At 72.8% G+C, this 16905-nt stretch carries 16 protein-coding genes; 2 read left to right on the forward strand and 14 right to left on the reverse strand.

Annotated features, from left to right (window positions below; all coding sequences use genetic code 11):
• Positions 1-68: 68 nt before the first annotated feature.
• From ABZX96_RS32075 to ABZX96_RS32120, 10 genes are all read right to left on the reverse strand, one after another.
• Positions 69-674 (reverse strand): GAF domain-containing protein, encoded by a 606-nt coding sequence (locus ABZX96_RS32075; RefSeq protein WP_355551180.1) that lies wholly within the window; start codon positions 672-674, stop codon positions 69-71.
• Positions 671-1300 carry an ATP/GTP-binding protein gene (locus ABZX96_RS32080; RefSeq protein WP_355551182.1) on the reverse strand — a complete coding sequence of 210 codons (630 nt, stop codon included), beginning with the start codon at positions 1298-1300 and terminating at the stop codon, positions 671-673. The genes ABZX96_RS32075 and ABZX96_RS32080 overlap by 4 nt, the downstream gene beginning before the upstream one ends.
• Positions 1278-1682 (reverse strand): DUF742 domain-containing protein, encoded by a 405-nt coding sequence (locus tag ABZX96_RS32085; protein ID WP_355551184.1) that lies wholly within the window; start codon positions 1680-1682, stop codon positions 1278-1280. The genes ABZX96_RS32080 and ABZX96_RS32085 overlap by 23 nt, the downstream gene beginning before the upstream one ends.
• Positions 1683-1684: 2 nt before the next feature.
• A complete protein-coding gene (locus ABZX96_RS32090; protein ID WP_355551186.1) occupies positions 1685-2134 on the reverse strand; it encodes a roadblock/LC7 domain-containing protein in 450 nt (149 codons plus the stop codon).
• A complete protein-coding gene (locus ABZX96_RS32095) occupies positions 2124-4370 on the reverse strand; it encodes an ATP-binding protein (protein WP_355551187.1) in 2247 nt (748 codons plus the stop codon). The genes ABZX96_RS32090 and ABZX96_RS32095 overlap by 11 nt, the downstream gene beginning before the upstream one ends.
• 156 nt (positions 4371-4526) lie before the next feature.
• Positions 4527-5684, reverse strand: coding sequence for an MBL fold metallo-hydrolase (locus ABZX96_RS32100; RefSeq protein WP_355551240.1), 1158 nt, complete (start codon positions 5682-5684; stop codon positions 4527-4529).
• 331 nt (positions 5685-6015) lie between these two features.
• Positions 6016-7530: a hydroxylase gene (locus ABZX96_RS32105; protein WP_355551189.1), complete on the reverse strand. Its 1515-nt coding sequence runs from the start codon at positions 7528-7530 to the stop codon at positions 6016-6018.
• 174 nt (positions 7531-7704) lie between these two features.
• Entirely contained in the window at positions 7705-8508 is an 804-nt protein-coding gene (locus ABZX96_RS32110; RefSeq protein ID WP_355551242.1) for an SAM-dependent methyltransferase, read from the reverse strand.
• Between the two features lie 101 nt (positions 8509-8609).
• Positions 8610-8888, reverse strand: a complete 279-nt coding sequence (locus ABZX96_RS32115; protein ID WP_355551191.1) for a DUF397 domain-containing protein — start codon at positions 8886-8888, stop codon at positions 8610-8612.
• 3 nt (positions 8889-8891) lie between these two features.
• Positions 8892-9758: a helix-turn-helix transcriptional regulator gene (locus ABZX96_RS32120; RefSeq protein ID WP_355551193.1), complete on the reverse strand. Its 867-nt coding sequence runs from the start codon at positions 9756-9758 to the stop codon at positions 8892-8894.
• A gap of 138 nt (positions 9759-9896) precedes the next feature.
• Here ABZX96_RS32120 and ABZX96_RS32125 point away from each other — a divergent pair, with 138 nt between their 5' ends.
• On the forward strand, positions 9897-10364 hold the full coding sequence (locus tag ABZX96_RS32125; protein WP_355551195.1) for an ATP-binding protein: 468 nt from the start codon (positions 9897-9899) through the stop codon (positions 10362-10364).
• 101 nt (positions 10365-10465) lie between these two features.
• Here ABZX96_RS32125 and ABZX96_RS32130 read toward each other — a convergent pair whose 3' ends face one another.
• Positions 10466-11266, reverse strand: coding sequence for an SGNH/GDSL hydrolase family protein (locus ABZX96_RS32130; RefSeq protein WP_355551197.1), 801 nt, complete (start codon positions 11264-11266; stop codon positions 10466-10468).
• Between the two features lie 292 nt (positions 11267-11558).
• On the opposite strand from ABZX96_RS32130, the gene ABZX96_RS32135 reads away from it, so the two are divergent.
• Entirely contained in the window at positions 11559-12368 is an 810-nt protein-coding gene (locus tag ABZX96_RS32135) for a tyrosine-protein phosphatase (RefSeq protein ID WP_355551199.1), read from the forward strand.
• Between the two features lie 87 nt (positions 12369-12455).
• On the opposite strand, the gene ABZX96_RS32140 is transcribed toward ABZX96_RS32135, so the two are convergent.
• Genes ABZX96_RS32140 through ispG form a run of 3 tightly spaced genes read right to left on the reverse strand, consistent with a single transcriptional unit; the run spans position 12456 to position 16902 of the window.
• The gene (locus ABZX96_RS32140; protein ID WP_355551201.1) at positions 12456-13838 is read right to left on the reverse strand and encodes an aspartate aminotransferase family protein; all 1383 of its coding nucleotides are present in this window, start codon (positions 13836-13838) and stop codon (positions 12456-12458) included.
• A complete protein-coding gene (dxs, locus tag ABZX96_RS32145) occupies positions 13835-15715 on the reverse strand; it encodes a 1-deoxy-D-xylulose-5-phosphate synthase (RefSeq protein ID WP_355551203.1) in 1881 nt (626 codons plus the stop codon). The genes ABZX96_RS32140 and dxs overlap by 4 nt, the downstream gene beginning before the upstream one ends.
• Positions 15716-15735: 20 nt before the next feature.
• A complete protein-coding gene (gene ispG / locus ABZX96_RS32150; RefSeq protein WP_355551204.1) occupies positions 15736-16902 on the reverse strand; it encodes a flavodoxin-dependent (E)-4-hydroxy-3-methylbut-2-enyl-diphosphate synthase in 1167 nt (388 codons plus the stop codon).
• Between the last annotated feature and the right edge of the window lie 3 nt (positions 16903-16905).

Raw genomic sequence — 16905 nt, forward strand, 5'->3', positions numbered from 1 at the left:
CAGCCCTGCAGTGGTACCCCGCGCCGGCGGCGGGCGCGCCGCCGCCCGCCCCCCCCCCCGGCCGCGCGTCAGCCCTCCTGGGAGTTGCGGCGCTCCATCTCGTGGATCTGCTCGACGAGTTCGGCGGCCCTGGCCTTGATGGTGTGCAGCCCCTCCCGCCCCCAGGGCCGCGGTTCGAGGTCCACCACGCAGACGGTGCCCAGCACCATGCCCGTCCGGTCGATCAGCGGCGCGCCGAGGTAGGAGCGGATGCCGATCTCGTCGACGACCGGGTTGCCGGCGAACCGCGGGTAGTCGCAGACGTCGTCCAGGACGAGCGCCTTGCGCCGGTGGACGACGTGCGGGCAGTAGCCGTGGTCGCGGGCCATCACGCGGCTCGGGTGGCCGCTCGGCGGCGCCGGGCCGAGCTCCACGGCCTTGTCGTCGTCCGGCGTGTAGAGCCCGGCGAAGTACTGCTGGTGCTCGTCGATGAAGTTGACCATGGCGTACGGCGCCCTCGTGGTCCGGGCCATCTTCCGCGCGAACGCGTCGAAGGCGGGCAGCGGGGCCTCACCGATCCCGAGGGCGCGCAGCCGGGCGACGCGCGCCGGGGCCTCGTGGTCCTCGGGGGTGAGCAGCAGGTAGCGGGTCGGATCGTAGGAGAGGTAGGGCACGCGCGGGGCGGGAAAGTTCACGGCAGCTCCTGAGTGGCGGTGCGGACGGGGCTGAGCAGGTGCTGGACGAGCGAGACCAGGACGTTGGTCGTGGACCCGCGGTGGCGGGCGTCGCAGAGCACGACGGGGATGCCGGGGTGGAGGTCTATGGCGGCGCGCACCTCGTCCGCCGCGTAGTGGTACGAGCCGTCGAACTGGTTGACGGCGACGACGAACTCGATGCCGCGGTGCTCGAAGAAGTCCACCGCGGCGAAGCACTGGTCCAGGCGGCGGGTGTCGGCCAGGACGACGGCGCCGAGCGCTCCGTCGGACAGCTCGTCCCACAGGAACCAGAAGCGCTGCTGCCCGGGCGTCCCGAAGAGGTAGAGGACGTAGTCCCGGCTGAGCGTGATCCGGCCGAAGTCCATGGCGACGGTGGTGGTGGTCTTGTCCTCGACGCCCGCCAGGTCGTCCGTGCCCACCCCGATCTCGGTGAGCAGTTCCTCGGTGCTGAGCGGCTCGATCTCGCTCACCGCGCCGACGAACGTGGTCTTGCCGACCCCGAACCCGCCCGCGACCAGGATCTTGAGCGCGAACGGGAACGGGTCCTCGGCCCCATGGGTGGCGGGGCCGAAGGGTGAGGGGTCACAGCCGTTCACGCAGTCCATGCAGCACCGCCTCCAGCAGGGCTCGGTCGGTACGGGGCGCGGGGCCGCCGGTCGGGGCCGGCACGGGCGCCCGCGCGGTGAGCGCCCCGCAGGCGACGAGGTCGGCGAGCAGCACCTTGGTGACCACGGCCGGCAACCGTATGTGCGCCGCGATCTCCGCGACCGACACCGGCCCGCCGCACAGGCCCAGCACTTGCGTGTAGTCCGGGCCCTGGCAGCCCGCGGGCCGTTGGCCGGTGGCCATCACCATGGTGAGCAGGTCGAAGTGGGCCGCCGGGCGGGTCCGGCCGTTGCTGACGGTGTACGGGCGGATGAGCCGGCCCGCCTCGTCGTCGACCCAGGCCGGATCCTGACCGCGCCGCCGACGACGACGCACCGCCACGGTCAGCGCCCGCCCGCCGGTGCCTGGTGCCGGGCGGGCGTCGCCAGGTAGGGCCGCACGCTTTTGACGAGCATCCCCATCTCGTAACCGAGCACGGCCACGTCCGCCTCGCGCCCGGCCAGGACGGCCAGGCAGGCGCCGGAGCCGGCGGAGGTCACGAACAGGAACGTGGTCTCCAGCTCGACGACCACCTGGAGGACGTTGTCGCCCTCCCCGAACCGGGATCCCGCGCTGCGCGCCAGGGAGTACAGGCCGGACGCGAGGGCGGCCATGTGGTCGGCGCTGTCCGGGTCGAACCCGTGGGCCGCCTTGACCAGGCCGTCGGAGGACAGCAGCAGTGCGCTGGCGGCGTGCGGCACCCGCTGCACGAGTCCGGTCAGCAGCCAGGACAGGTCGGTGTGGGACCCGCCCTTCCGCTGCGCGTGCGCCTGTGCGTGCACATCACTCACCATGGTTGTGGTCGTCTCCTCGGGGGCGGGCCTCGCGGATGTCGTAGCCGCTGCCGTGATCGGTGTCGGGTCCGGGGTGGTACGGGGAGTCGTGGCCGGTCTTCTCGCCGGTGTCGGAGGGGTCGGATGCCGGGATGCTGACGAAGCTGTCGTCGGCGAGGCTGAGGCCGCGCCGGAAGGTGGCCATGAGGTTGGGGTCGTGGCCGCGCTCGGGGTCCTCGGGGCGGCGGGTGGCCGGCAGGATCGGTCCTTCCCGAAGCTGCGGCACCATGTGCTCCATGCGGCGGCGACGCGGCAGGCTCGGGCGGTCCTCTTCGTCGTCGGCCGGCGACAGCGGGGCGGGCGGGAGCTGGACGGGGCCCGGGTCGGCGGGGGCCGCGGGCTCGCGGGGCAGGGCGGCGGAGGTCCCCCAGGACGTCCGGGGAGCGGGGTCCGTGCCTTCCGGCGGGACGAACTCCGCGGTGGTGCCGGCGGGCTCCGCCGCGGGAGGCTCGGCGGCGTGGCGCCGGGACGCCCGGCGGTGGCCGGTGTCCGCGCCACCCGAGGGAGCGCTGCCCGCTCCGTCGTCGGTGCCGTATCCGCCCGGTCCGTACGCGTCGGCGGGCCGCGCGATCGTCGGAGGGTTGTCCCCGGCCCGGCCGACCAGCGGGGAGGACGGCACGGACGGTGCCGGGAGGTCCGGCTCGGGGGCGGCGGGCTCGCGGGCGGCGCGGCCGAACCGGCGGCGCGCCCGGCCCTGCGTGGCGGGCGGCGCCTCGGCGGCGGGGTGGCCGTTGGCGCCGCTGTGGGCGGGCGCGGGCCCGGGCTGCGCGGCGGGGTGGGCGTTGGGGCGCTCGAAGTAGCCGGGGCGGCGCTCGTCCGGCGGGAGGGAGAGCGCGGCGAAGACGTCGGCGGCGTCCGCCGTCGGGTCCTCGTCCGGTTCGAGCAGCGCCTCCTCGTCCTCGGTGCCCTGCTCGGTCATCGGCCCGAGCAGCCCTTCGGGGAGGACGAGGACGGCCTGCACCCCGCCGTAGATGTTGCTGCGCAGCCGGACGGCGATGCCGTGCCGCCGGGCGAGCGCGGAGACGACGTACAGGCCGATCCGGCCGTCGCTCAGCAGCTCGTCCACGTCGACGTGGTCCGGGTCGTCCAGCAGGGCGTTCATCCGGGCCTGCTCGTCCGCGGTCATGCCGAGCCCCCGGTCCTCGACCTCGACGGCCAGCCCGGCCGTCACGACCTGGGTGCTGAGCTGGACGTGGGTCTGCGGGGAGGAGTAGACCGTGGCGTTCTCGACGAGCTCGGCGAGGAGGTGCACCACGTCGGCGACCGCGTGGCCGCGCAGGGTGCCCTCGATGGGCGGGACGAGCTTGATCCTGGGGTACTGCTCGACCTCGGCGACGGAGGAGCGCAGGACCTCGGTCATGCTGATGGGGCGGCTCCACTGGCGGCGGGAGATCGCGCCGCCCAGGACGGCGAGGTTCTCGGCGTGCCGGCGCACGCGGGTGGCCAGGTGGTCGACGTGGAAGAGGCCCTTGAGCAGGTCGGGGTCCTCGACCCGGTTCTCCAGCTCGTCCAGCAGCCGGATCTCGCGGTGCACCAGGGACTGGAGCCGCCGGGCGAGGTTGACGAAGACCTCGACCTTCTGCTCGTTGCCGTCGGCGTTGCTGCGCGCGATGGCCACCGCCTCGATCACGGCTGCCTCGGCGGCCCGGCCGGCGGCGGTCACCTCGTGGGCGAGCAGGTCCAGGGCGTCGCCGGAGGAGAGGTTCAGCGGCTCGGGGTCGCGCTGCTGAAGCCATTCTCCTTGCCGTACGCGGTGCAGCAGGTCGTACAGGTCGGACTGGCTGCGGGCGCAGACCTGCCGCAGCCGGGCGTAGCGGGTCACGGCGGCGCGCGCCTCGGAGTTGGCGAGCACCGCGGCGACCAGCACCACGCCGCAGACCAGCACGAAGGCGACGAGCAGCACCGCGCCGTCGCGGCCCGTCAGCCGGACGCCACCGACCCGGGCGACGTAGGCGGTGGCGGCCGAGCAGGTCGCGGCGACCAGCAGGCACGGTACGGCGGCGAGCCGCACCAGGCGGGACCGTATGGCCGAATCGGCGGCCGACTCCGGGAACGCGGCCCGGCCGTGCCGGCCGCCGTCCCGTTCGCGTCGCCGTCCGGCGGGGGATGTGGGGGCCGTCCCCCGGGAGTCCTGGGGTTCTTGGAAGCCCTGGGTCTCCGGGGACATCTCCGTCCCCTGGGGGAATACAGCAGGCATCGTGGCTCTCCGGATCGGCCGTCGGCAGTTCGCGGAGCACGCACGCTAGTTGTTGCGGGGGCCCGTTACGGACCCCCTTCGGGGTTTCGCTACCCCACGCCACCTCCTTTGGGGGGCACCCCTCGCACGGCGTTGCGCTTCTTTACGCACTGGCGTTCAGTTGGCGGGGCTCGCGGTCCGCGGGGCCGCGCTCGGGGCAGTCCCGCGCGCCGGGGGCCAGCTCGGCCAGCCGTGCACCGGGGGCACGGCGACGGTGCGCCACCACGGCTCCACCACCTGCTCGTCGGCCGGTTCGAACGGCTTGCCCGGCACCGGCACGGCCACCTTCGCGCCCGCGGCGTACGCCGCCGCGACCGTGCGCTCCGCGGGCTCGGCCCAGGGGTGCGGGGCGAGGTTGAACGTCCCCCAGTGGATGGGCAGCAACGTGCCGCCGCCCAGGTCCTGGTGGGCCCGCAGCCCTTCCTCGGGGGTCATGTGGATGTCCGACCAGAACTCGCTGTAGGCACCTATCTGGATCATCGTCGCGTCGAACGGGCCGTGCGCGGCGCCGATCTCGGCGAAGCCGGGGAAGTAGCCGGTGTCGCCGCTGTGGTAGACCCGGTGCTCGGGGCCGGCGACGACCCAGGAGGCCCACAGCGTGTGCTGCGGCCCGCGCAGGCCGCGCCCGCAGAAGTGCTGCGCCGGCGTGGCCGTCAGCGTCAGGCTCGCCACGTCGGCGGACTCGTGCCAGTCCAGCTCGATGATCCGCGCGGCCGGCACGCCCCAGAACTCCAGGTCGGCCCCGATGCCCAGCGGCACCACGAACACGGCGTCGGTACGGGCCAGTCGCCGCACGGTCGGCATGTCCAGGTGGTCGTAGTGGTCGTGGGAGACGACCACGGCGTCCAGCGGCGGCAGCGCGTCCAGGCCGACGGGGACGGGGTGCAGGCGCCGCGGCCCGGCCCAGGTGAAGGGGGAGCAGCGCTCGCCCCACACGGGGTCGAAGAGCACCCGCCGCCCGTCGATCTCGGCGAGCACACTGGAGTGCCCCATCCATGTCAGCCGCAGGCCGGAGGCGGGCGGCCGGGCCCAGTCGGACGCGGCCGGCCGGTGCAGGGGGACCGCGCCGACCGGGGCGCGGCGCAGCCGTCCCTCGCGGCTGAGCTGGGTGCGGGCCAGGGACAGGGCGGTGCCCCGCGGCAGCGGGCGGGTCGGCACGGGGTTGCGGAACTGCCCGTCCGCGAACTGCGGCGACCGGCGCATCCGCGCCAGCCGCTCCCCCGCGGGCGCCGCGCCGAAGCTCGCCGGTCTGAGACCGGTACGCGGCCCGGGCAGGGACCGGGGGCGCGGCGCCGGGCCGGACGGGGCGCCGGGCACGGGCGGGTTCGCGGGACGGTTACGGGTCACGGCACCTCCACGGTTGGGACGTTCGGGAGGTGAACGGGCCGGGCGGGCGGGAGGTTCCAGGCGGCCGGACAAGGTCCCCGCACGCCCCTCGGCCCGAGGCGTGCGGTCCGGGCGGAGGGGCGTCGGCACCGCGTCCGTCGCCTGTGTTCGACGCGCGGGGAGCCGGGCCCGGGGGGCGGGTGCTCCCCGGCCCAAGGCGCGGGGCCGGGGTCGCGTCAGGAGACCACCCGTCCCGCACCAGGGTGCGGGACCGGGCCCGTCAGCGTGCCGCTCCACCCGGAAGCGGTTCGATGGTCATCGGCGGTGCCGGCAGCCCCGGCAAGCGCGGGAGCAGGAGTGTGCGCAGGGCGACGCGCGGCTTGACGAAGTGGGAGAGCGGCCGGGTCAGGCACAGGACGTCGCGGAACGTGGCGCCGACCACGGCGTCCACGGCGGCGCGGGCGGCCAGGCGCCGGAGGTACCAGGTGGTCACCCGTTCCGTGACCCCCGCCTTCCCGTCCCGTCCGTCCACGTACGGCCGGTCGGCCCCGACCGCGAGGACCCAGGCCGGTTCGGTGGCCCGGGAGATGGCGCCCTGGGCCCGGGCCGAGAGGCCGGGGCCCGGCCCGCCGGCCGCGTCGAGCGTGTGGCGCAGCGCCCGCGCGCCGAGCGCGGCGACCGACATCCCCTGCCCGTAGATGGGGTTGAAGGTGCAGTGCGCGTCACCGAGCGCGACGTATCCGTCGGGGGCGGCGCCGGGCCGTTCGAAGTGCCGGCGGCGGTTGCGGGTGTCGCGGAAGCCGTGGATGGGCGAGATCGGTTTGGCGCCGGTCACCGCTTCGCTGACGTAGGGGTGGGTGACCGTGCCGGTGAAGCCGGCGAAGCCGTCCTCGTCGGTGGGCGGGTGGTGGCCGCGCACTCCGGCGATGGTCAGCAGCCACTGGCCGTCCTCGACGGGGACGTAGATGGCGGCGCGCGGGCAGTCGGGGTGGCCGGGGATGTTGATGCCCGCGTCCGGGGCGGCGGCGGGGTCGATGGGCCGGTACATCCGGGTCGCGTAGGCGATCCCGGCGTCCACCGCCACTTCGCGGGGCGCCGGCAGGCCGAGCTCGGCGAACCACTGCGGGGCGCGGGAGGCGCGCCCGGAGGCGTCCACGACGAGGGCGGCCTCAAGGACGCGTTCGCCCCGGGCCTGCGCGCTCCCGGACGCCCCGGCACGACCCTCCGCGCTCCCGGACGCCCCGGCTCCGTCCTCGTCGTCCGGCGCGGCGCCCGCCCGCCCGTCGGCGCGCTCCGCGCGGGAGCGCACCCGTACGCCCGTCACGTGCCGCGCGTCGCCGGTGAGGCCGATCGCCTCGGTCGCCTCCAGGACCTGTACGCGGGTCGGCGAGTCGGCCGCCGCGCGCAGCGCGCGGTCGCGCACCACGCCGTCCAGGAGGGGGCGGGTGACGCTCATGCAGGGGTGCCGCCGTTCGTCGAAGCGGCGCTGCCAGCCCGTGGGTGTGCAGGTGAGCAGGTCGCGCGGGATGAAGAGCTGCCGGGCGCCGGCCGCGGCGAGCTCCGCGACCGCGCCGGGCAGCAGTTCCTCCAGCGCCCGCTGCCCGCCGCTGAGAAACACGTGCAGGTGGCGGGCCTGCGGGACGCCCTTGCGGAAGACGTGTTCGTCCGGATAGCGGTCACGCTCGACGACGGTGATCTCGTCGACGTGGCCGAGCAGAGCGGCGACGGCCAGCATGCCGCCGAGTCCGCCGCCGATCACGATCGCGGCCCGTGCCGCGCCCGCAGCTTCCCGCATGGCGTCCCCATTCCCCCGTCGCGAATCGGGGACAGCCGTAGGGTCGCCCCCTCGGTTTCAGGTTTCAGGGCGGCGGACGGCCGTGTCAACGGCTTCCCCCGCCCTGCCCTCATGCCTGCGGGAACGCTTTTCTTTTCCCTTGGTAAAACTTTTTCAGGGTTGTTTCGGAAGCGCTCAGCCTTTTGTGCCGACACCACCGTAGAAAACGATGTTGTTGATCTCCTCGGGCGTGCCCACCGGACCGTCCGGACGCCACAGCGGCACCCGGACGACACCCGGGTCCAGCAGCGTGAAGGGGCCGAACAGCGGCTCGATCTCGGCCTTGGTGCGGAGGTTGAGGGTGGCGGTGGACTTCTTGTAGACGTCCACGACGCTGTCCCGGGCCTCCTCGTCCGTCCGGCCCGCCTCGTACGCCTCGTAGGGCTCCCCGGTCGCGTGGGAGAGGACGAGGCGGCTGCCGACGGGCAGCGCCTCGGCGAGGGTGGCGACGATCCCCGCCGGGTCCTCGTCGTCGCGGACGAAGTGGAGGACGGCGACGAGCAGCAGGGCCACCGGCTGATCGAAGTTGATCAGTTCACGGACCGTGGGGTGTTCGAGAATGGCCTTGGGCTCGCGCACATCGCCCAGAACGAAACCGGTGTGATCGGTATTGGTCAACCGCGCGCCCGCGTGGGTGGCGACGATCGGGTCGTTGTCGACGTAGACGACCCGGGTGCCGGGAGCGGCCTGGCGGGCCACCTCGTGGGTGTTGGGCGAGGTCGGTATGCCGGTGCCGATGTCGATGATCTGCCGGATGCCGCCGCGGACGACGTCGCGGACCGCCCGGTGCAGGAAGGCGCGGTTGGCCCGGGCGCTCACCCGGGCCTCCGGGTGCACCTGGATGACGCGTTCGGCGGCCTCCCGGTCCACCTCGTAGTTGTCCCGGCCGTCGAGGTAGTAGTCGTACATCCGGGCGGGGTGCGGCCTGCTGGTGTCGATCTGCTCGGCGGTGAATCCCCCCGGCCCCGGGGTGCCCGGCGTCCCGAGAGACTCCCGTCCCCCGGTAGCCTCCCGCGAGCCTGCTGCGTTGTCCCGGTCGTTCACGCGGTCCTCCGTTCGGTGTGCCCGCAGGGCGCCGCGGTGAGCAGGAAGTCGGCCTCGCCCGCCTTGGCGCCCTCGATGAAACTCTTGATCTCGCGCTGGGTGTAGATCAGCGCCGGGCCGTCGGGGTCGGTGGACTGGCGCAGCGCCACCCGTCCGTCCCCGAGGCGCATCGCCTCCACGCACTCTCCGCCGTTCCCACCGCTCCAAGGCTTGTGCCAGCCTTCGCTGCCCAGCTCCTTGGCGGGCATGCCGTTGTAGATGCGTACGCGATCCATGGTTCAGATCTCCTTGCGAAAGCCACCCAGAAGGTCCTCGGTGGTCTGTGCCGGCGCGGCCTGCGCGCACAACCGGTCCAGGGCCTCCAGGAACTGCGAGACGTCGTCGCGCTGGTCGAAGTACGCGCCCCCGACCAGGCTCTCCGTGTAGGCGATGTCGGGCAGTTCCGGGATCGGGAACCGGAAGATGTGGAACGGCCCGTACATCGCGGGGTGCGGGCCGGCGGCGAAGGGGATGATCTGCAACCGGACGTTGGGCAGCGCGGTCGCCTCGGCCAGCCGGTCGATCTGGTCGCGCATCACCTGCGGGCCCCCGATGGGGCGGCGGAAGACCGTCTCGTCCATGACGACCCACAGCATGGGCGCGTTCTCCCGGGTGAGCAGTGACTGGCGCTCCATCCGGAGCGCGACGGTGCGGTCGATCTCCTCGCGGGAGGCGTGCGGCATGCCGGCGCGCAGGACGGCGCGGGCGTAGTCCTCGGTCTGCAACAGGCCGGGGGCGTAGTGGGGTTGGTACGCCCGGATGAGGTTGGCCTCCCCCTCCAGGCTGACGAAGGCGCTGAACCACTCGGGCAGCACGTCCCGGAAGCGGTGCCACCAGCCGGGCCGGTTGGCCTCCCGCGCCAGGCGGAGGAAGTCCTCTATCTCCTTCTCGTCCGCGACGCCGTAGGTGGCCAGCAGCTTCTCGACGTAAGGGATCTTGAGGCCGACCTCGGCCTTCTCCATGCGCCGGACGGTGGCGTGCGTGACATCCAGCGCGCCGGCCGCCTGTTCGTAGGTCAACCCGGCTTTCTCGCGCAGGTCTTGCAGCCGCTTGCCAAGGACCACCCGCAGGACGGTGGGCGCACCGCCGGACCGTGCCTCGGCCACTGCCGATCCCCTCCTCATCGTGTCAAGTGATCCGCAGTCTGTCATGACGCTCCCCTAACCGAACAGACTGCGATTGCGTTTCTGCAAATTACAGATTGATCCTTGCCATCAGTGACCAACATCGCACATAGTTACGGAGTGGCTTCCTCCAACAACGCTCCTTCGTTAGAGCGCTGTGGCGGCTTCGTCGCCGAGCGCCTTCAGGACGCGTTCCACTTGCCCGCGCGACGCACCTCCGTTCCCGAGGCACGCAGACGCGTCCTGTCGGTGCTGAACGAGTGGGGTGCGGCACAACACGTCCGGGACGACGTGGAGTTGGTGGTCTCCGAGCTGTTCACCAACGCGGTGTGCCACAGCCGGAGCGAGCGGATCGGCTGCGAACTGACCGTCGTCGGCGCCCATGTGCGGGTGGAGATCAGCGACCAGGGACGCGGCACCTCGATGCCGCGCGTCCAGCCCGGCAGTCTGGACAAGGAGGGCGGCCGGGGCCTGTTCCTGGTGGGCGCGCTCAGTGAGAACTGGGGCGTACGGGCCGGGGACGACAGCGCGGGCCGGGTGGTGTGGGCGGACCTGCCCTACAAGGCCGCCTCCCGCGGCGGACACTGAGCCGACGACGGAAACCCGCCGACCCTGAAACGGGCCTCCGGCCGGACAGGCCGACGGGCCCCGTCCTCACCAGGACGAGGCCCGTTCACGACCGGCCGGCCTCAGAGCGGCAGCAGATCCGGACGCTTGGGCTCGACGTGGTCGCCGGAAGACTCGCCGCGCAGCCGCCGCCCGATCCACGGCACCAGGTGCTCGCGCGCCCACTGGATGTTGTCCCGCCGGGCGTCCGCCGCGGTCCGCTCCGCCACCGGGGGCCACGCCTGGTCCGGGTCCGCGGGCACCTCCAGCCCCAGCACCTGGGCGGCACGCAGCGCGACCCGGGTGTGGCCGTCGGCCGACAGGTGCAGCCGGTCGTCACTCCAGGCCCGCCGGTCCTGCACGGAGCGCAGCGACCACAGGTCCAGCACCGGGCAGTCGTGCCGGTCGGCGATCGCCCGCACATGCGCCGTGTACGTCGCGATCTTGCCGCGCAGGTGCTTGAGCACCGGCACGCCGCGGGTGTCGAAGCCCGTGCACAGCAGCACCGTCGGCACCGAGGCCCGCAGGTCGGCCACCGCGGCCTCGTACCGCTCCGCGACCGCGTCCGGGTCCGAGCCGGGCCGCAGGATGTCGTTGCCGCCGGCGCAGAACGTCACCAGGTCCGGGGCCAGGTCCTTGGCCCGCGGCACCTGCTCCTCGACGATCTGGTCCAGCAGCCGCCCCCGGACGGCCAGGTTCGCGTAGCGGAAGTCGCCCTCGCGCCGCCGGTCCGACAGGAGGACCGCCAGCCGGTCCGCCCAGCCGATGAACACGCCGTCCGGGCCGGGATCCCCGACCCCTTCGGTGAAGCTGTCCCCGACGGCCGCGTACGACTCGATGGCGCCGCGTGCGCCGCTGCTCGTCTTCTTCGAATCGTCTGCCACGTTGGGACATCCTTCACCTCTTGAAGTGACTTACGCCACCGTAACCAAGGGTTGACGGGAGGTGATTTATCCCACCCGGTCAATTCTTTCCCAAGTCGGAATAACCTTCGGAACGAGTTGTGTACGGTTCGGCCGCAACCCGGCCAGAGCCGGTCGCGCGGTCGTCGCGCGCCCCGCATCCTGCGTAGATCCGCGCCACATCGTCCCGATTCGGTGTGGGGCCAATGACGTATCGTCGGGAGGCGCCTGTCTCGTCGGCGAGCAGCGTCGGCGGCCGAGTGGAGGAGAGCCCGTGACGCAGCAGACGCCACACGTCCCGTCGACCGGAGTCGAGCTGGCGGAGGTGCGCAACTTCCGTGATGTGGGCGGGCTCCCGACGGTGGACGGGCGGCGGGTGCGGCACGGCCGGCTGTTCCGCAGCGGCCACCTCGCGCACGCCACCGAGGCGGACGCGGCCTTCCTCGGCGGCCTCGGGCTGCACACCGTCTTCGACTTCCGCAACGCCGCGGACATCAGGCTGGAGGGCCCCGACGTCACCCTGCCCGGCGTTCGGAACGTGAACCTCCCCCTCACCGACCCGGCCGACGGCGCCGAGTTCTGGGCCATGGTGCGCGACGGCGAGCTGGGCCTGCTGCGCACGCAGCTCGGCGACGGCAGGGCGGCGAGCAGGATGGCCAGGACCTACCGCGAGATCGTCCGCACCCGTACCGCCGACCACAGCCGGCTGCTGCACGCCCTCGCCGAGGACAGCGTCCCCGCGCTGATGCACTGCGCGGCCGGCAAGGACCGCGCGGGCCTGTCGATCGCGATCACCCTCCTCGCGGTGGGTGTGGAGCGCGACGCCATCGAGGCCGACTACCTGGAGTCCAACGCCCCGCACCGCCGCTACAAGGTCCGCCGTTCGGACAGTTCCGCCGCCCCCATGTCCCCGGAGGTCCTGGAACTGCTCGCACCGCTCTTCGACGCCCGCGCGGAGTACCTGGCCGCGGCGTTCGACACCATGGAGCAGATGTGGGGATCGACGCAGAAGTACCTCACCGAGGGCCTCAAGCTGGCGCCGCTCACCCTGGAGCGGCTGCGCGACCGGCTGCTGACGGACTGAGGGGCGCGCCCGCCCCCTACGGGCACGCCCCCGAAGAGCCCCCAGGCACCGACGACACGCGCTGCCTCCGGGATCGCGGCGCCCCGGTCAGCGGTTCGCCACCGCCTGCTTGACCAGCGTCCGCCCGAAGTCCCACAACAGCCCGCCGCCGCTGTGCGCGTCGTCCATGACGGCCGTGAAGGCGTCGACGAACCGGTCCACCTCGCGCTCGCCGATGATCAGCGGCGGGATGAGCTTGATGACCTCCAGGTGGTCGCCGGAGACCTGGGTGAGGATGCGGTGCCGCTGGAGCAGCGGGACGACGACCATCTGGGCGAACAGGCCCTTGCGGGCCGCCTGGAGCATCGTCCACCGGCCGCGCAGGCCCAGCGACCTGGGCTTGCCGAACTCGATGCCGATCATCAGGCCGCGCCCGCGCACGTCGTGCAGCAGCTCGTAGCGGTCGGTGAGCGCGGCGAGCCGGGTGCGCAGCAGGTCGCCGCAGTGCCGGGCGTTGGCGACGATCTGCTCGTCCTCCATGACCGCGAGCACCGCCAGACCGGCCGCCATGGCCTGGGCGTTGGCGCCGAAGCTGGCGGAGTGCACCAGCACCCGGTCCATGGAGGAGTAGACCTTCTTGAAGATCCAGTCCTTGCCGAGGGTGGCGCCCACCGGGACGTAGCCGCCGGACAGCGCCTTGGCCACGCAGACCAGGTCCGGTTCCACGCCGTCCTCGTGCTGGTAGGCGAAGAAGTCGCCGGTGCGGCCGAGGCCGGTCTGCACCTCGTCGGCGATCAGCAGCGCCTTGTGCCCGCGCAGCAGGTCCTGTGCGGCGCGCAGGAATCCGGGCGGGGTGGGGTGGACGCCCTTGCCCTGGATGGGCTCGACGACGAAGGCGGCCACGTCGCCGCGCGCGAGCTCCCGTTCCAGCGCGGCCAGGTCGCCCATCGGGACCGGGGTGTCGGGCAGCAGCGGGGCGAAGCCGTCGCGGAACCCCTTCTCGCCGTTGACCGACAGCGAGCCGGTGGTCAGGCCGTGGAAGGCGTGGTCGCAGAAGAGGACGCGCGGTTTGCCGGTGGCGTACCGGGCGAACTTCAGGGCCGTCTCGACCGCTTCCGTGCCGCTGTTGCCGAAGAAGACCCGGTCGAGGTGGGGCGCGTAGGTCAGCAGCTTCTCGGCGAGGAGGCCGGGCAGCGGCTGGCAGTCGAAGCGGGTCAGGTCGGCGAGGTTCGCGTCCAGCACGTCGTGCAGCGCCTGGCGGACGACCGGATGGTGGCGGCCCAGCCCCATGACGCCGAACCCGGCGAGCATGTCGAGGTAGTCCTGGCCCTTCTCGTCCCAGAAGTACGCGCCCTCGGCCCGCTCGTAGACCTTGTCGAAGCCGATGGTGTGCAGCATCCGCGGCAACTGGTGGTTCACGTACCGGGCGTGCAGGTCGTAGCGCTCCGCGCCGCGCTCGGCGAGCAGCTTGTTCAGGTCGAATCCGGTCACGAGTCGTTCTCCTTACGGGCCAACGTGGCGCTGATCCGGCCGGCGATCTCCGCCGGGGTCAGTCCGATGTCGGCCAGGACCTCGCCGCGCTTGGCGTGCGGCAGGAACTGTTCGGGTATGCCGAAGGTCCGCAGCGGCACGTCGGCCTCGGCGTCGCGCAGCGCCTGGCCCACCGCCGCGCCCACGCCGCCGTTGCGGCTGTTGTCCTCGACGACGGCGACCACGGCGTGGTCGCGGGCCAGCGCGGGGATGGCGGGGTCGACCGGCTTGATCCAGCGCGGGTCGATCACCGTGGCCCCGGTCCCGCGGGCCGCGAGCAGGTCGGCGGCCTCCAGACAGACCTCGGCCATGGTGCCGACCGCGATCAGCAGCACGTCCGGACGCTCACCGCGCCGCAGCACGTCCACGCCGCCGACGCGCTCCAGCGCGGGGATCGGCGCGCCCACCGACTCCTTGGGGAAGCGCAGGACGGTGGGCGCGTCGTCCACGTCCAGCGCCTCGCGCAGCTCGGCCCGGAGCTGGTCGGCGTCGCGCGGCGCGGCGATGCGCAGGCCGGGGACGACGCCCAGCACCGACAGGTCCCACATGCCGTTGTGGCTGGGCCCGTCGGTGCCGGTGACGCCGGCCCGGTCCAGGACGAAGGTGACCCCGCACTTGTGCAGCGCCACGTCCATGAGGACCTGGTCGAAGGCGCGGTTGAGGAAGGTGGCGTAGACCGCGACGACCGGGTGCAGTCCGCCGGTGGCCAGCCCGGCGGCGGAGACGGCGGCGTGCTGCTCGGCAATGCCCACGTCCCAGACCCGGTCGGGGAACCGCGCGGCGAACTTTCCCAGGCCCACGGGTTGCAGCATCGCGGCGGTGATGGCCACCACGTCCTCGCGCTCCGCGCCGATCCGCACCATTTCGTCGCCGAAGACGGACGTCCAGGAGGGCGGGCCCGGAGGGGCGACGGGCTCGCAGGTCAGCGGGTCCATGGCGCCGACGGTATGAAACCGGTCGGCCTCGTCCTCCAGGGCGGGCCGGTAGCCGCGCCCCTTCTCGGTCAGGCAGTGGACGAGGACGGGGCCGTGGAAGCGGGCGGCGCGGCGCAGCGCGGACTCCACCGCCGCGACGTCGTGGCCGTCGATCGGGCCCACGTACTTCAGGCCGAGGTCCTCGAACATGCCCTGCGGCGCGAAGGCGTCCTTGAACCCCTTCTTGGCGCCGTGCAGCGACTCGTACAGCGGCTGCCCGACGACCGGGGTGCGCTGGAGCAGGTCCTTGCCCCAGGCCAGGAAGCGTTCGTAGCCGTCGGTGGTGCGCAGGGTGGCGAGGTGGTTGGCCAGGCCGCCGATGGTGGGCGCGTAGGACCGCTCGTTGTCGTTGACGACGATGATGAGCGGGCGGTCCCGGGCGGCGGCGATGTTGTTGAGCGCTTCCCAGGCCATGCCGCCGGTGAGGGCGCCGTCGCCGATGACGGCGACGACGTGGTCGGTGCGGCCGAGCACCTGGTTGGCCTTGGCCAGGCCGTCGGCCCAGCCCAGGACGGTGGAGGCGTGGCTGTTCTCGATGACGTCGTGGACGGACTCCTCGCGGGAGGGGTAGCCGGACAGGCCGCCCTTGCCGCGCAGCTTGGAGAAGTCCTGACGCCCCGTCAGGAGCTTGTGCACATACGCCTGGTGGCCGGTGTCCCACAGGATGCGGTCGGCGGGCGAGTCGAAGACGCGGTGCAGGGCCATGGTCAGCTCGACCACGCCCAGGTTGGGACCCAGGTGACCGCCGGTGCGCGCCACCGCGTGCACCAGGAACTGCCGTATCTCCTCGGCCAGCGGGCCGAGCTCGTCCTCGGGGAGCGCCTTGAGATCACGCGGATCCCGGATGTGTTCCAGCAACGACATGCTCGGACCCCTCCACCTCTTCAGCCGACGGTGACGCTCGGGGTGCCGGACGCGGCACCCTCGGCTGCCATCCCGTCAGCGATCTTCATCGCTTCCTCGATGAGCGTCTCGACGATCTTCGACTCCGGAACGGTCTTGATCACCTCGCCCTTCACGAAGATCTGCCCCTTGCCATTGCCCGAGGCCACGCCCAGATCCGCCTCACGCGCCTCACCGGGACCATTGACCACACACCCCATCACGGCGACCCGCAGCGGCACCTCCATGCCCTCCAGACCCGCCGTCACCTGATCCGCCAGCTTGTACACATCCACCTGCGCCCGCCCGCACGACGGACACGAAACGATCTCCAACCGCCTCTGCCGCAGGTTCAGCGACTCCAGGATCTGGATGCCGACCTTGACCTCCTCCGCCGGCGGCGCCGACAACGAGACCCGGATCGTGTCCCCGATCCCCTCGCTCAGCAGCGCCCCGAACGCCACCGCCGACTTGATCGTCCCCTGGAACGCCGGACCCGCCTCCGTCACCCCCAAATGCAGCGGATAGTCGCAGCGCTGCGCCAGCAGCCGGTAGGCGTTGACCATCACCACCGGGTCGTTGTGCTTCACCGAGATCTTGATGTCCCGGAAACCGTGCTCCTCGAACAGCGAGCACTCCCACAGCGCCGACTCCACCAGCGCCTCCGGGGTGGCCTTCCCGTACTTCGCCAGCAGCCGCCGATCCAGCGACCCGGCGTTCACCCCGATCCGGATCGGCACCCCCGCCGCCGACGCCGCCTTGGCGATCTCCTTGACCTTGTCGTCGAACTGCTTGATGTTCCCCGGATTCACCCGCACCGCCGCACACCCCGCGTCGATCGCCGCGAACACGTACTTCGGCTGGAAGTGAATGTCCGCGATCACCGGAATCTGCGACTTCCGCGCGATCACCGGCAGCGCGTCCGCGTCATCCTGCGTCGGGCAGGCCACCCGCACGATCTGGCAGCCCGACGCCGTCAGCTCCGCGATCTGCTGCAACGTCGCCCCGATGTCCGACGTCCGCGTCGTCGTCATCGACTGCACCGACACCGGCGCACCCCCACCGACCGTCACCGGCCCGACCTGGATGGCGCGCGAGGCGCGCCGCTCGGCCAGGGGCCGGGCCGGGACGTCGGGGAGACCCAGCGCGACAGGTTCGCCACTGGTCATGGC

It is taken from the genome of Streptomyces sp. NPDC003077 (assembly GCF_040611095.1).
GTDB lineage: Bacteria > Actinomycetota > Actinomycetes > Streptomycetales > Streptomycetaceae > Streptomyces.

Bases quoted from the DNA above. Each gene is read 5' to 3' on its own strand.
- ABZX96_RS32080 (WP_355551182.1), bottom strand. From the start codon at position 1,300: ATGGACTGCGTGAACGGCTGTGACCCCTCACCCTTCGGCCCCGCCACC.
- ABZX96_RS32090 (WP_355551186.1), bottom strand. From the start codon at position 2,134: ATGGTGAGTGATGTGCACGCACAGGCGCACGCGCAGCGGAAGGGCGGG.
- ABZX96_RS32095 (WP_355551187.1), bottom strand. From the start codon at position 4,370: ATGCCTGCTGTATTCCCCCAGGGGACGGAGATGTCCCCGGAGACCCAG.
- ABZX96_RS32105 (WP_355551189.1), bottom strand. From the start codon at position 7,530: ATGCGGGAAGCTGCGGGCGCGGCACGGGCCGCGATCGTGATCGGCGGC.
- ABZX96_RS32115 (WP_355551191.1), bottom strand. From the start codon at position 8,888: ATGGATCGCGTACGCATCTACAACGGCATGCCCGCCAAGGAGCTGGGC.
- dxs (WP_355551203.1), bottom strand. From the start codon at position 15,715: ATGTCGTTGCTGGAACACATCCGGGATCCGCGTGATCTCAAGGCGCTC.
- ispG (WP_355551204.1), bottom strand. From the start codon at position 16,902: ATGACCAGTGGCGAACCTGTCGCGCTGGGTCTCCCCGACGTCCCGGCC.